This is a genomic window from Pseudomonas sp. 2hn (assembly GCF_019646095.1).
Lineage (GTDB): Bacteria > Pseudomonadota > Gammaproteobacteria > Pseudomonadales > Pseudomonadaceae > Aquipseudomonas > Aquipseudomonas peradeniyensis.
The window spans coordinates 5,479,951-5,494,299 of the sequence record NZ_CP081016.1 but is presented as its reverse complement, the minus strand read 5'-3'; the positions used below and the strand labels follow the sequence as shown (position 1 = coordinate 5,494,299).

The 14,349-nt window shown below is 65.1% G+C and carries 12 protein-coding genes; 3 read left to right on the top strand and 9 right to left on the bottom strand.

The window, feature by feature from the left end:
* Positions 1-8: 8 nt before the first annotated feature.
* Genes K2O50_RS24750 through K2O50_RS24740 form a run of 3 tightly spaced genes read right to left on the bottom strand, consistent with a single transcriptional unit; the run spans position 9 to position 1,766 of the window.
* Positions 9-281, bottom strand: coding sequence for a phosphopantetheine-binding protein (locus tag K2O50_RS24750; RefSeq protein WP_050707318.1), 273 nt, complete (start codon positions 279-281; stop codon positions 9-11).
* Positions 250-1,068 (bottom strand): 1-acyl-sn-glycerol-3-phosphate acyltransferase, encoded by an 819-nt coding sequence (locus K2O50_RS24745; RefSeq protein ID WP_050707317.1) that lies wholly within the window; start codon positions 1,066-1,068, stop codon positions 250-252. Before K2O50_RS24745 ends, K2O50_RS24750 begins: the two co-directional genes overlap by 32 nt.
* On the bottom strand, positions 1,044-1,766 hold the full coding sequence (locus tag K2O50_RS24740; RefSeq protein ID WP_050707316.1) for a beta-ketoacyl synthase chain length factor: 723 nt from the start codon (positions 1,764-1,766) through the stop codon (positions 1,044-1,046). Before K2O50_RS24740 ends, K2O50_RS24745 begins: the two co-directional genes overlap by 25 nt.
* A 317-nt stretch (positions 1,767-2,083) precedes the next feature.
* Here K2O50_RS24740 and K2O50_RS24735 point away from each other — a divergent pair, with 317 nt between their 5' ends.
* The 3 genes from K2O50_RS24735 (at position 2,084) to K2O50_RS24725 (ending at position 3,574) form a co-directional block, all read left to right on the top strand.
* Complete coding sequence (locus tag K2O50_RS24735) at positions 2,084-2,857, top strand: ParA family protein (protein WP_050707315.1); 774 nt, start codon at positions 2,084-2,086, stop codon at positions 2,855-2,857.
* A 62-nt stretch (positions 2,858-2,919) separates the two neighbouring features.
* A complete protein-coding gene (locus tag K2O50_RS24730) occupies positions 2,920-3,228 on the top strand; it encodes a type II toxin-antitoxin system HigB family toxin (protein WP_050707314.1) in 309 nt (102 codons plus the stop codon).
* Positions 3,218-3,574: a type II toxin-antitoxin system HigA family antitoxin gene (locus K2O50_RS24725; RefSeq protein WP_050707313.1), complete on the top strand. Its 357-nt coding sequence runs from the start codon at positions 3,218-3,220 to the stop codon at positions 3,572-3,574. Before K2O50_RS24730 ends, K2O50_RS24725 begins: the two co-directional genes overlap by 11 nt.
* Before the next feature lie 6 nt (positions 3,575-3,580).
* Here the strand turns inward: K2O50_RS24725 and trxC are convergent, their stop codons facing one another.
* From trxC to betB, 6 genes are all read right to left on the bottom strand, one after another.
* Positions 3,581-4,015: a thioredoxin TrxC gene (gene trxC, locus K2O50_RS24720; RefSeq protein ID WP_050707312.1), complete on the bottom strand. Its 435-nt coding sequence runs from the start codon at positions 4,013-4,015 to the stop codon at positions 3,581-3,583.
* 135 nt (positions 4,016-4,150) lie between these two features.
* Positions 4,151-5,611 carry a protein adenylyltransferase SelO gene (selO, locus tag K2O50_RS24715; RefSeq protein ID WP_220689952.1) on the bottom strand — a complete coding sequence of 487 codons (1,461 nt, stop codon included), beginning with the start codon at positions 5,609-5,611 and terminating at the stop codon, positions 4,151-4,153.
* 120 nt (positions 5,612-5,731) lie between these two features.
* On the bottom strand, positions 5,732-9,037 hold the full coding sequence (mscK, locus tag K2O50_RS24710) for a mechanosensitive channel MscK (protein WP_050707310.1): 3,306 nt from the start codon (positions 9,035-9,037) through the stop codon (positions 5,732-5,734).
* Positions 9,038-9,072: 35 nt separating this feature from the next.
* The gene (locus K2O50_RS24705; protein ID WP_050707309.1) at positions 9,073-10,815 is read right to left on the bottom strand and encodes a potassium/proton antiporter; all 1,743 of its coding nucleotides are present in this window, start codon (positions 10,813-10,815) and stop codon (positions 9,073-9,075) included.
* A gap of 252 nt (positions 10,816-11,067) precedes the next feature.
* Positions 11,068-12,765: a choline dehydrogenase gene (betA, locus tag K2O50_RS24700; RefSeq protein WP_050707308.1), complete on the bottom strand. Its 1,698-nt coding sequence runs from the start codon at positions 12,763-12,765 to the stop codon at positions 11,068-11,070.
* A gap of 76 nt (positions 12,766-12,841) precedes the next feature.
* Complete coding sequence (gene betB, locus K2O50_RS24695; RefSeq protein ID WP_050707307.1) at positions 12,842-14,314, bottom strand: betaine-aldehyde dehydrogenase; 1,473 nt, start codon at positions 14,312-14,314, stop codon at positions 12,842-12,844.
* Positions 14,315-14,349: the final 35 nt, after the last annotated feature.

Below are 14,349 nucleotides of genomic sequence, written 5' to 3'. Positions count from 1 at the left end.
GTGCGGTCTCAGGCTGCCTGACGAGCGGTGACGAACGCCGCGAGGGTGGCGACGTTGCTGAAATGGTTGCGGGTGTCCTTGGCGTCGGCGTCGATCTTGATGCCGTAGCGCTTCTGGATCGCCAGGCCGAGCTCGAGGGCGTCCACCGAGTCCAGGCCCAGGCCTTCGCCGAACAGGGTCTGCTGTTCGTCGATGTCCTGCACGCTGATGTCTTCCAGGCCCAGGGCGTCGATGATCAGTTGCTTGAGGTCACGGTTCAGGTCTTGCTGTGGATCGCTCATCGGCGGCGAGCTCCTTTGTATAGTGCTGGTGCAGGAAATCGTTGAGTCGGCGCGACGCGATCGGCGCCGGGCCCATGGCGGCGAAGGCCTGGGGGTCGATGTCGGCGCCGACGCTGAAGCAGAAATGCACGCGGCGCCAGGGAATGCGGTACCAGGGCTCGTTCTTGGTCAGGGTGGTGGGGCTGACCCGGATGGTCACGGGCGTGATGATCTTCGCACCCCTGAGGGCGATGGCCGCGGCGCCGCGATGAAAGGCGGGGACATGGCCGGGCGCGGTGCGCGTGCCTTCGGGGAAGATGATCAGCGGCTGGCCTTGCTGCAAGGTGGCGACGGCACTGTCGAGCATGTCCATGCTGCCGTCGTTGCCGATGTACTGGGCCTCGCTCACCGGGCCGCGGGTGAACGGGTTGGCGAACAGGCTGTGCTTGACCACGCAGTTGGCCTGGCGCACCAGGCCGATGAGGAACACCACGTCGATCAGCGACGGGTGGTTGGCGATGATCATCTGCCCGGGGCGGCCCAGGCGCTCGGCGCCCTTGATCTCGTAGGTGAGCACGCCGGCCACCTGCATGAAACGGATGAAGCGCCAGAACAGCCAGCCGATGGTGCGCCGGGCGCGCTGGCGGTGGCGCGCGGGGTCACCCGGCAGGCAGGCTAGCAGGGGGAATACCAACAGGCGCAGGCACAGGCCACCCAGGCCGAACAGGCCAAAGCTCAGGGCGGTTGCCAGCAGGCGCCACAGGTAGGCGTCCCGGGGGCGCTCTATGGCTGTCGTTGCCAGTTCCATGTGCGGCGGTTCCAGGTATGGGAAAGGGTTCGGGCACCACCCAGCGTGGCTTGCAGCCAGCTCAAGGCGTGAGGCAGCGCGGGGCGGGGAGCATCGGGTGATGAGGGGTGGCCTAGTGCCAGCTGCCATTGTCGCCCAGGCGTGAGGCGCAATGCCAGGGCGTAGCCAAACGGCACGTCGTCGATCCAGGGGCCGTAGACCGACGGCGGTTGTTCCTCGGCGATGATCAGCAGCACCGCCGGCGCCCCTTCGCGCAGCAAGGCTGCGGCTTCCAGCAGGCCTTGCTCGAAACCGTCGCCAGCCGCGGCCAGGGCGGTCATCTCGCACGTCTCGCCGCGCAGGATCGACCACAGGCCGATCACGGCATTGTGCACCGAGAGGCTGAACTGGGTGGGCGACAGCGGCTGCCGTGCGGCCAGGTCGCTGAGGATCGACAAGGTGCGCGGCGTTTCGCCGTGGCGCGAGACGAACACCAGTGGCATCGGCTCGCAACCCTCGGCCAGCGGCCAGCCCACGGCGAACGCCATGCGTGCGAGCGGGCTCAGGCGGCGGCGTTGCATGGCGGGCAGGAACGAGACGTCCGGCACCTGCTCCACGGCGCATGGGTGCAGGTCATGGTCGGCCCAGGACTGCCAGTCGTCGGGCGTCTGCAGGCCGGGCGCCCAGGCGCGCCATTGGCTGATATCAAAGGTGATCACGGTGCTTGTTACTTCCCGCCCTGTGGGACTTCCTTGCCTTGGGGATGACTCGGAACACAGACCTTGCGGGGTGGCGCTTTGCCGAGTGGCGCGCATTATCCCGGTGACGGAGGTGTGTAGCAATTAGTCGTTACATTCCTGTCAGTCAGACATTGCATTTGCGCAGAAGTATCGAATCGGATCTGCTGCGTAAGTGTTTTCCGACGGCTGGTCAGTGACAGGTTGTCGGTCGCTGGCCGCCCAACTTGAGCGAAGTGCTGGCCATTAGCGGTGCGGCGCCACATACTCGGGCATTCGTTGATACACGGAGGTCTGTCATGCGGCGCGTGGTGTTCAATCAGAAAGGTGGCGTGGGCAAGTCGAGCATTGCCTGCAATCTTGCGGCGGTCAGTGCCAGTGAAGGCTATCGGACCCTGCTGATCGACCTGGATGCCCAGGCCAACTCGACCCAGTACCTCACCGGCCTGACCGGCGACGACATCCCCATGGGTATCGCCGACTTCTTCAAGCAGTCGCTGTCCAGTGGGCCGTTCACCAAGAAGAACAAGGTCGATATCTACGAAACCCCCTTCGATAACCTCCACGTGGTGACCGCCACCCCGGAGCTGGCCGACCTGCAGCCCAAGCTCGAGGCCAAGCACAAGATCAACAAGCTGCGCAAACTGCTCGACGAGCTGGACGAAGACTACGAGCGGATCTACATCGATACGCCGCCAGCGTTGAACTTCTACGCGGTTTCCGCGTTGATCGCCGCAGATCGCGTGCTGATTCCCTTCGATTGCGACAGCTTCTCGCGCCAGGCGCTGTACGGCCTGCTGGCCGAGATCGATGAACTCAAGGAAGACCACAACGACGAGCTGATGGTCGAGGGCATCGTGGTCAACCAGTTCCAGTCACGGGCCAGCCTGCCCCAGCAGATGCTCGACGAGCTGCTGGCCGAGGGCCTGCCGGTGCTGCCGGTGTACCTGGGCAGTTCGGTGAAGATGCGCGAATCCCACCATGCCAGCCTGCCGCTGATCCACCTGGAGCCACGGCACAAGCTGACCCAGCAGTTCGTCGAGTTGCATGATCTATTGGAGCGTAGTGCCTAGACGGTACTTGCGAGCAGTACTTATCCTGACTAGTATCTCCCAAAACGGGAGATTTCGCCGGGATGCGAATTATTGCAAAGCGATCATTGGTCCGGTTCTGGGAGCTGCCCGGGCATGAGGATGCCAAGGCGCCGCTGGAAAGCTGGCATGACCTGGTGCTCAAGGCCGATTGGTGTTCTCCACAGGACGTGAAGGCGCAGATTGGCAATGCCAGCATCTGCGCGAACAATCGTGTGGTGTTCAACATCGGAGGCAACAAGTACCGGCTCGTGGTGGAAATGCAGTATCGGGCAGGTATTGCCTGGGTGAAATTCGTCGGAACGCACAAGCGCTATGACGAGATCGACGTGGAGACGATCAATGAATATTAAGCCCATTCGCAGTGATGATGACCTGCAGGCCGCCTTCAAGCGGCTGGAAGCCATTTTCCAGGCCGAAGCCGGGACACCGGAGGCGGATGAAATGGAAGTGCTTGTGACATTGATCGAAGTTTATGAGAACAAGCACTATCCGATTCATTCAGCGGGGCCGATCGAAGCGATCAAGTTCTGCATGGACCAGCAAGGGCTGACGCCGCGTGATCTTGAGCGCTATATCGGTCCGAGCGGTCGCGTTTCCGAAGTATTGAACGGCAAGCGAGGCTTGAGTCTCTTGATGATCAAACGCTTGCATGATGGTCTGAGGATTCCCTATGAGTCCCTTCTGGCCAGTGTGTGAGCGTATCTAGACTCCTTGGCTGCGCAACCATTCCAGCAACGACTGCAGCGGAAACGCCCCAGCCTGGCGAGCCACTTCGCGGCCATTCCTGAACAGGATCAAGCTGGGGATCGAGCGGATGCCGAGCTGGCCGGCGAGGTTGCGGTTGGCCTCGCTGTCGAGCTTGGCCAGACGGCAGCGACCGGCGAGCTGGCGCGCGGCCTGTTCGAACACCGGGGCGAAACTCTTGCAGGGGCCGCACCAGTCGGCCCAGACATCCAGCAACAGCGGCAGGTCGCCCTTGATCTGGGCGGCGTAGGCACCCTCATTCAGTTCGAAGGGCTGAGCGAGCAGTACGTCCTGCTTGCAGCGGCCGCATTTGGGGCTGTCGCCCAGGCGCTCTGCGGGCAGGCGGTTGAGGCCGTTGCAGTGGGGGCAGGGGATTACCAGGGGTTCGGACATTTTATCTCCTTGATATTGCTGGGGCTGCTGTGCAGCCCTTTCCGGCCGGTCCGACGCCTCGGCAAGGCCGCTCCTACATGGGGATGCGTTTTCCTGTAGGAGCGGCCTTGTGCCGCGAAAGGGCCGCCCCGGGGTTCATGACGAACAGCTGATCTCCAGGTGCTTGCCCCACTCCGGCGGACGCTCGGCATAGGCCTGCATCCCGGGCTGTTCCTCGAACGGCTTGCCCAGCACCTGGTGCAGCCGCCGCACTTCACTGTAGTCGCCCGCCTCGGCGGCTTCGATGGCCTTCTGCGCCAGGTAGTTGCGCAGCACATACAGCGGGTTGACCGCATGCATGCGCTCGCGGCGCCCTTCTGCGTTGCCCGCTTCGCGCGCGCAGCGCGCCTGGTACTCGGCGCCCCAGGCGTCGAAACCGGCCAGGTCGATGAAGTCTTCCCGCACCACCTGCAGGGCCTCGGCCACGGGCTGCTCGCCCAGGCGGCGGAAGAACAAGGTGTAGTCCACGCCGCCCCGCTGCATGCATTGCAGCAGGCGCTCGACCAGCGCCATGTCGTCGTCCTCGGCGGTGGTCAGGCCCAGGCGGCGGCGCATCAGGTCCAGGTAGTGCGCCTGGTACAGCGGCAGGAACAGTCCCAGCGCCTCCTTCAGCGGCTCGACCTCGATCACGGTGGTCAGGGCCTGGGCCAGCGCGCTGAGGTTCCAGTGGGCGATCGGCACCTGGTTGGCGTAGCTGTAGCGACCCCGGTCGTCGGAATGGTTGCAGATGAAGTTGGCGTCGAAGTCGTCGAGGAAGGCGTAGGGGCCGAAGTCGAAGGTGATGCCGAGGATCGACATGTTGTCGGTGTTCATCACCCCGTGGCAGAAGCCGTAGGCCTGCCAGCGGGCGATCAGTTCGGCGTTGCGCTCGATGATGGTGCGGAACATGGCCAGGTAGGGCTGCTCGGCGTCGCGGCACTCGGGGTAGTGCTGCTCCAGCACATGGTCGATCAGCACCCGCTGCTGTTCCGGTTGCTTGGTGTAGTAGAAGTATTCGAAGTGGCCGAAGCGCACGTGGCTCTGGGCCAGGCGCAGGAGCATGGCGGCGCTCTCGCGGGTCTCGCGCCATACCGGGGTGCTCGAGCCGATCACGCACAGCGCGCGGCTGCTGGGAATGCCCAGGGCGTGCAGGGCCTCGGAGGCGAGGAATTCGCGAATCGACGAGCGCAGCACGGCGCGGCCGTCGCCCATGCGCGAATAGGGCGTCTGGCCGGCGCCCTTGAGGTGCAGGTCCCAGTGCTCGCCGGCCTCGTTGAGGACCTCGCCCAGCAGCAGGCCGCGGCCGTCACCCAGGCGCGGGTTGTAGGAGCCGAACTGGTGGCCGGAATACACCATCGCCCGTGGGTCGGCCTCTTCCCAGAGCTTGTGGCCGCTGAACAGCTCGGCGAACACCGGCAGCTCGGCCTGGGCCGGGTCGAGGTCGAGCAGGGCCATGGCTGATTCGCTGGCGACGACCAGGCGTGGATCGGCGATCGGGTCGGGCAGGACCTGGGTGGAGAAGGCGTCGCCGAGTTGGGCGAAGCGGTTGTCGAAGGTCAGGTGGTCGAGGTTTTTCACAGGCCGGCTCCGCGATTGGAATGATCGCGGGGCAAGCCCCCTCCCACGCAGCAGTGTGGAAGCGGGCTTGCCCCGCGATGCGGTAGGACATTGTCAGGGTGCATGCCCCTTGGCGTCCACTCAACTCGGCGGCGTGCTGTCCGGCTTGCGCTCCATCGGGATCAACTGCTGCTTGTCACCCTTGGTATCCATCAGGAACACCTCCACCTGGCGCACCGAGATCTTGATGTTGTGCGCCTTGAACTCGCGGTTGATATAGCGGTTCAGTTCGTCCAGCGTCGGGTTACGGTCGCCCAGGTCGCGCACGTGCATGCGCAGCTCGTGGTCCAGCGAGCTTTCGCCGAAGTTGAGGAAGTACACCAGCGGCTCCGGATCCTTGAGCACCCGCGGGTTCTCGTGGGCGCCCTTGAGCAGCAGGTCGCGCACCAGGTCCAGGTCCGAGCCGTAGTCGATGCCCAGCTTCAGCGTCACCCGGGTGACCGTGTCGGTCAGCGACCAGTTGATCAGCTGGCCGGTGATGAAGGTCTTGTTGGGGACGATGATGTCCTTGCGGTCGAAGTCGGTGATGGTGGTGGCGCGGATGCGGATCTTGCTCACTGTGCCGGACAGGTTGCCGATGGTGATGGTGTCGCCGATGCGCACCGGGCGCTCGAACAGGATCATGATGCCGGAGATGAAGTTGGCGAAGATCTCCTGCATGCCGAAGCCAAGGCCCAGCGACAGTGCCGCTACCAGCCATTGCAGCTTGTCCCAGCTGACCCCGAGGGTGGCCAGGGTGCTGACGATGCCGACGCCGGCGATCACGTAGGACAGCAACGTGGTGATGGCGTAGGCGCTGCCCTGGGCAAGGTTCAGGCGCGACAACACCAGCACTTCGAGCAGCCCCGGCAGGTTGCTGGCCAGGGCCACGGCGATACCGGCGATGACCATGGCGCCGAGCAGGTCGCCGAGGCTGATCGGCACCATGCTGGCCGCCGCGCCGGTGCCGCTGCTGTACTCGTAAAGGGTGATGTTGTTGAGGTAGGCGAATACCGTGATCAGGTCCGCCCATACCCAGTACAGCCCGCCGATGAAGCCGCCGAGCAGGGCCAGGCGGATCAGGCGCAGGGACTGCTGGTTGACCTGCTCGATGTCCAGGGTCGGCTCTTCGACCACCACCTCGCCGTCGAGCCCTTCCTTGGCCGCCTGGCGTTTGCTCAGGGCGCGCTGGTAGGCCAGGCGCCGCGCTGCCACCGACAGGCCACGCACGAACGCGGCCTCGATCACCAGCCAGAACAGCAGCAGGTAGAGGGTGTAGATCAGCCGGTCGGTGAGCTTGAGGGCGGTGTAGTAGTAGCCGAAGCACACCGCCACGAACAGGGCGATGGGCAGGGCGGTGAAAGCAACCCCGACGGCCTTGCGGAACAGCGAGGTGTTCTGGTGCGCCGGGCTGCTCAGCAGCAGGCGGCTGAGCAGCCAGGCCATCAGCGCATAGCAGGTCAGTACCACGCCGATGCCCAGCACGTCGTCGGCCAGGGCCGACGGCTGGTGCTCGGCCACCGCCACCACGCCGACCAGGGCCAGTACCACGGTGCCGAGCCGGCGTACCCAGCCGCGCAGGAACTCGACCTGCGGCTTGTGCCAGCGGAAGTGGATCTCGGCCACGCCGCCCGGGGCGAGGATGCGGTAGGCGGTGTAGAACACCAGCCAGGCCTGGGCGATCTGCCACAGGGCGGCGCCGAGGTTGGCATTCTGCCCACGGGCATCGAGCTGCAGGGCGTAGCTGCCCAGGGTCAGGGCCAGGGCCACTGGCAGGGCCAGGAGGATGTTGATCAGGATCGCCTGGGGCGTGTGCCACTGGCTGTCGCGCTTGAAGTGGCCGATGTCCTGGTGGACCTTGCCCAGCCGTCGGTACAGCGCCTTGCGCCGCCACAGCAGGGCGCCGATCACCAGGATCAGCGGCAGGAATAGCAGCGGTTGCTGCACCAGGCCGTCGCCCAGCTCCTTGATACCCGCGCCCCACGGCAGGCTGGCCACCTGGTAGGTCAGGCGCTCGGGCACTTCGCGCAGCCACTGCCAGTCCAGCGGCTTGTTGCTGGGGATCCAGAACATCTGCTCTTCCAGCGTGGTGCGCAGGTTCTGGGCGGTGCTCAGCAACTGCTTCTGGTTCAGTTGCAGGGTGATGCACTCGTTGAGCAGCGCCGACAGTTCGCGGTTCAGCCGTTCGAGCAGGTCGCCGCGGGTGATCGCCACTTCCAGCAGGGCCTTGCGCAGTTGCGGGGTGACATCTTCCTCGGGCTGGCTGGCCAGCAGCTTGTCCACGTAGTTGGACGGGCTGCTCATCTGTTCGCGCTGCTGGTTGACCTCGAACTGGTAGAGGCGGATATCGGCGATCTGGTCGGCCAGGTCGCGGTCAAGCTTCAGGTGCGGCAGGGCCTGTTTCTGCTTGTAGAGGATCTTCGACAGCAGCAGGCTGCCCTTGAGCACGTTGATCTGCTCGTCCAGGGCCTGGTCGGCCTGGGTAAGGCTGTCGAGCTGCTGCTTGGTGCGCAGGTTCTGCTGGGTCACCTCGTTGAGGCGGTCGGTGCTGCGCAGCAGGTAGTCGGACAGCTGCAGGTTGGCGGTGCTCTCCGTGGCCAGCAGGTTGCTGCCGCCGGCCTTCTGCGCCTCGATCGACTGGCGGGTGACGGTCTGTTGCGACTGGGCCAGGCGCTTTTCGTTGATCAGCGTCTGCAGGTCCTGGATTTCCTGTTCCAGGCGGGTGGCGCGCTCGATCAGCAGGTCGTGGCGGGCATTGCCCAGGTCCTGCAGCACGCTGTTGCCGGCCAGCTCCTGGCGGCGCAGCAGGGTCAGGGCGTTGAGCGAGGCCAGTTCGGCGTTGAGCTGGTTGCGCTGGTCGGCGTTGATCGACTTGCCGTTGTCCTTGCCGCTCTTGAGGCTGTTGTTGATCTGCTGGACGCGCATCTGGTTGTTGCTGATCTCGGCCTGGGCGCGTTCAGGGCGGGTCTGCGAATTGATGATCAGGCTGTTGGCTTCGGACAGCGCCTTCTGCAGGTCGCCCTGCTGGGTGCTGCGCTCGCTGAGCATCTGTTCGAGCTGCGGCACCGTCAGGCTGGCATAGCGCTGCGCCACCGGCAGGGTGGGGCTGGCCTTGAGCTTGATCAGCTCGCGCTGGCTGTCGCGGATTTCCTGGGGCGCGCTGGCCAGCTGCTGCTTGAGGGCTTCGAGCTTCTTTTCGCTGTCGTCGCGGGCGTTGAGCAGCGCCAGGGTCTGCTCCAGCACCTGCTGCACGGCTTTCTGCTCGGTTTCCGGCAGCTTGCGCTCGGCGATCTTGCTCAGGCTGCTCTGGATGCCCGGGGTGGTCGGGATTTCCACCGCGCCGGCGGCGAACGAGAAGGTCAGGCACAGCCCCAGCAGGGCTGCGCGGCAATGGTCACGCAGGGACATAGGCAGAGTTCTTGTGTTACGCGGCAAATCGGAGTTTAGAGGAACAGCCCGGGTCCGGGGCGGGTACCTTCGGGGAATCTGACGCCCACTTTCTGGATCTTGTTCCCGTCCATGACCGCGACGGTCCAGATCGTGCCGTGCCATTCGATCTGGTCGCCCACTACTGGAGCGCCTCCGACCTTCTGTCGGATGAACTGCGCCAGCGGCATCTTCGCGTCCAGGCCATCGAGTTTCAGGCCATACAGCGCGGCCACCGCGCCCAGCTCGGCATCGCCTTCGAGGACGAAGTCGCCGAAGAAGCGCAGGTCCAGGCCACGCTGCGGTGCCTGGCTGAACAGCTTGCCCAGCGCCGGCAGGTTATGTTCGTGGCCGATCACGCAGAGCATGTCGCCGATTTCCAGCACGGTGCTGCCCGACGGGTGCAGCAGTTGCTCACCGCGGAACAGCGCGGCGATGCGCGTGCCCTCGGGCATCTTCAGCTCGCGCAGGGCGGCACCGATGCACCATTTCTCGGCGCCCAGGCGATAGACGAACAGCTCCCACTCGCTGGTGACGTGTACTTCGAGCGCGGAGCGGGAAATCGGCGCCGGGTCAGGCGGTACCGTGACCTTCAGCAGCTTGGCCATCCACGGCAGGCTGGTGCCCTGCACCAGCAGCGACACCAGCACGATGAAGAAGGCCAGGTTGAAGAACAGCTGGGCCTGGGGCAGCCCCGCCATCAGCGGGAACACCGCCAGGATGATCGGCACCGCGCCACGCAGGCCGACCCAGCTGATAAAGCCCTTCTCGCGGCCATGGAAGGCCTTGAACGGCAGCAGGGCGGCCACCACCGACAGCGGCCGGGCCACCAGGATCATCCACAGCGCCAGGCCCAGGGCCGGCAGGGCGATGGGCAGCAGGTCGTGGGGCGTGACCAGCAGGCCGAGCACCAGGAACATGCCGATCTGTGCCAGCCAGGCCATGCCGTCGAGCATGTGCAGGATGCCGTGGCGGCTGCGGATCGGCCGGTTGCCCAGCACCAGGCCGCACAGGTAGACGGCGAGGAAGCCGCTGCCGTGCAGGGCGTTGGTCAGGGAGAACACCGCCAGGCCGCCAGCCACCACCAGGATCGGGTACAGGCCGCTGGCCAGGTTGATGCGGTTGACCAGTTGCAGCATCAGCCAGCCGCCGCCCAGGCCCATCAGCCCGCCGATGCCGAACTCGCGCAGCAGGTGGGTGAGCAGGCTCCAGTGCAGGCCGGTCTGGCCGCTGGCGATCATGTCGATCAGGGTGACGGTGAGGAACACCGCCATCGGGTCGTTGCTGCCCGACTCGATCTCCAGGGTGGCGGTGACCCGTTCGTTCAGGCCCTTGCCGCCGAGCAGCGAGAACACCGCCGCGGCATCGGTGGAGCCGACGATGGCGCCGATCAGCAGGCCCTGGATCAGGCTCAGGTCGAACAGCCAGGCGGCGACCATGCCGGTCAGGCCGGTGGTGATCAAGACGCCGACCGTGGCCAGCGACAGGGCCGGCCACAGCGCCACGCGGAAGCTCGCCACCCGGGTGCGCAGACCGCCGTCGAGCAGGATCACGGCGAGTGCCAGGTTGCCCACCAGGTAGGCGGTCGGGTAGTTGTTGAAGATGATGCCGCCACCATCGACCCCGGCGAGCATGCCGACCGCGAGGATGATGACCAGAATGGGGATGCCCAGGCGTGACGACAGCGAGCTGACCAGGATACTGGCCCCGACCAGCAGCGCGCCGATCAGGAACAGACTGTTTATGGTGCTCGCATCCAAAGGCAGGTACTCCGGGACAGCGGGGAATAAGACTTGCAGCATGAACTAGCAGGTCACGTGCCAATCGATTCTAACCTGATGAATTGGCAGGCTGTAAAGCGTTTCTGCATATGTAGAAAAGGCACCTCGAGAGGTGCCTTTTGGATCAGGGGGGAGCGTGGGAGCGGGCTTGCCCCGCGATGGTGTCCGTCAGAACAGCGATGTCAGCAGATCTCTCGCTATCGCGGGGCAAGCCCGCTCCCACGGGCCTGATCAGGCCTGCTTCACTTCACGCATCGGCTTGCCCTTCACTGGTGCATCGCCCGCCACGTAGTACTTGGCGGTGCTGCGCGGCAGCGGCTTGCGACCACGGATCTTGTCCGAGATCTTCTCGGCGATCATGATCGTGGTGGCGTTCAGGTTGCCGGTGATGATCAGCGGCATGATCGAGGCGTCGACCACGCGCAGGCCCTGCATGCCATGGACGCGACCTTCGCCGTCGACCACTGCCATGTCGTCGGTGCCCATCTTGCACGAGCAGGACGGGTGGAAGGCGGTTTCGGCGTGCTCGCGGATGAACTTGTCCAGCTCTTCATCGGTCTGCACGTGGGCGCCTGGGCTGATCTCGCGACCGCGGTACGGGTCCAGCGCCGGCTGGGCCATGATTTCGCGGGTCAGGCGAATACCGTCACGGAATTCCTGCCAGTCCTGCTCGGTGGACATGTAGTTGAACAGGATGCTTGGGTGCTGGCGCGGGTCTTTCGACTTGGCCTGGATGCGACCACGGGCCGGCGAGCGCATGGAACCCATGTGCGCCTGGAAGCCGTGTTCCTTCACACCGTTCGAGCCGTTGTAGTTAATCGCTACCGGCAGGAAGTGGTACTGGATGTTCGGCCACTTGAATTCAGGACGGGTGCGGATGAAGCCGCCGGCCTCGAACTGGTTGCTGGCGCCGATGCCAGTGCCGTTGAACAGCCACTCGGCGCCGATGGCTGGCTGGTTCCACCACAGCAGCGACGGATACAGCGACACCGGCTGGGTGCAGGCGTACTGCAGGTACAGTTCCAGGTGGTCCTGCAGGTTCTCGCCGACGCCTGGCAGGTCGTGGACCACCGGGATGTCGAGGCTTTCCAGCAGCGCGCGCGGGCCGACGCCGGAGCGCTGCAGCAGCTGCGGCGAGGCGATGGCGCCGGAGGAAACGATGACTTCCTTGCGGGCGCGGGCTTCGACGCGCTCTTCGCTGTCACCCACCAGGTAGGTCACACCAACGGCGCGCTTGTTGTCGAACAGCACGCGGTCGGTCAGGGCGTGGGTGACGATGGTCAGGTTCGGGCGCTTCTTGGCCTGGTCCAGGTAGCCGCGGGCGGTGCTGGAGCGACGGCCGTTCTTGGTCACCGAACGGTCCATCGGGCCGAAGCCTTCCTGCTGGTAGCCGTTGAGGTCTTCGGTGCGCGGGTAACCGGCCTGCACGCCGGCTTCGACCATGGCGTGGAACAGCGGGTTGTTGCCGGCTTTCGGCGTGGCCACGCTGACCGGGCCGTCGCCGCCGTGGTAGTCGTTCGGGCCGATGTCGCGGGTTTCGGCTTTACGGAAGTACGGCAGGCAGTCCAGGTAGGTCCAGTCCTCGAGGCCTGGCAGTTCCGCCCAGCCGTCGAAGTCCATGGCGTTGCCACGGATGTAGCACATGCCGTTGATCAGCGACGAGCCGCCCAGGCCCTTGCCGCGGCCACATTCCATGCGGCGACCGTCCATGTGCGGCTCCGGATCGGTCTCGTAGGCCCAGTTGTAGCGACGACCCTGCAGCGGGAAGGCCAGGGCGGCCGGCATCTGGGTGCGGAAGTCGAAGCGATAGTCGGGGCCACCGGCTTCCAGCAGCAGCACGGTGACGCTGGCGTCTTCGGTCAGACGGGTGGCCAGGGTGTTACCGGCCGAGCCGGCACCGACGATGATGTAATCGAATTCTTGGGACATGAAAAGTACCCTCGTTGGCGGTTGTCAGGGAGCGGAAACGCCCGTGCGCGAAGGCACGGGCGTGGCTAAACGGGGTTTAGAAAACCGAGTTGTAGCCGCCCAGCTCGACCTGGACCGACTTGATGCGAGTGTATTGAGCCAGCGAGCTGACACCGTTCTCACGGCCGACGCCCGACTGCTTGTAACCGCCAACCGGCATTTCGGCCGGCGACTCGCCCCAGGCGTTGATCCAGCAGATGCCGGCCTCGAGCTTGTGGATGATGCGGTGGGCGCGGCTGATGTCGTTGGTGCAGACGCCGGCGGCCAGGCCGTATTCGGTGTCGTTGGCACGACGGATGACTTCTTCCTCGGTCTCGTAGCTGAGGATGCTCATCACCGGGCCGAAGATCTCTTCCTTGACGATGGTCATGTCGTCGCTGCAGTCGGTGAACACGGTCGGGGCCACGAACGCGCCCTTGGCGAAGTCGCCGTCCAGCAGACGCTCACCGCCGCACAGTACGCGGGCGCCTTCTTCTTTACCCTTGGCGATGTACGACAGCACGCTTTCCATGTGCTGGAAGCTGACCAGCGGGCCGAAGTTGGTGTTCTCGTCTTCCGGGTTGCCGGCACGGATGCGGGCGACGCGCTCGGCGATCTTGGCTTCGAAGGCGGCTTTCATCGAGGCTGGGATGAACACGCGGGTGCCGTTGGTGCAGACCTGACCCGAGCTGTAGAAGTTGGCCATCATGGCGATGTCGGCGGCCTTGTCCAGGTCGGCGTCGTCGCAGATGATCAGTGGCGACTTGCCGCCCAGTTCCATGGTCACTTCCTTCAGCGACGAGCTGGAGGCGCTGGCCATGACTTTCTTGCCGGTGGTGGTGCCGCCGGTGAAGGAGACTTTCTCGATGCGCGGGTGCTCGGTCAGCCAGGTGCCGACTTCGCGGCCGCTGCCGGTCAGGACGTTGAACACGCCGTTCGGCAGGCCGGCTTCGGTGAAGATCTCGGCCAGTTTCAGGGTGGTCAGCGAGGTGACTTCCGACGGCTTGAAGATCATCGCGTTGCCGGCGGCCAGGGCCGGGGCGGATTTCCACAGGGCGATCTGGATCGGGTAGTTCCAGGCGCCGATACCGACGGTCACGCCCAGCGGCTCGCGGCGGGTGTAGACGAAGGACGATTCGCGCAGCGGGATCTGCTCGCCTTCGATGGCCGGTACCAGGCCTGCGTAGTACTCCAGTACGTCGGCGCCGGTGACGATGTCGACGTAGCGGGTCTCGGAGTACGACTTGCCGGTGTCCAGGGTTTCCAGCATGGCCAGCTCATCGTTGCGCTCGCGCAGGATGTCGACGGCGCGGCGCAGGATGCGCGAACGCTGCATGGCGGTCATCGCCGCCCAGACTTTCTGGCCGCGCTCGGCGCTTTCGACGGCTTTTTCGACGTCGGCTTGGGTCGCGCGCTGCACATGGGCGAGGACTTCGCCGGTGGCCGGGTTGATGGCTTCGAAGGTGGCGTCGCTGCCAGCGTCGACGTAAGCGCCATCAATGTAGAGTTTTTGCGTTCCGAAACGGGCCATAGTGTCCTCGCAAGTGCAGTGTGTGGTTGGCTGCC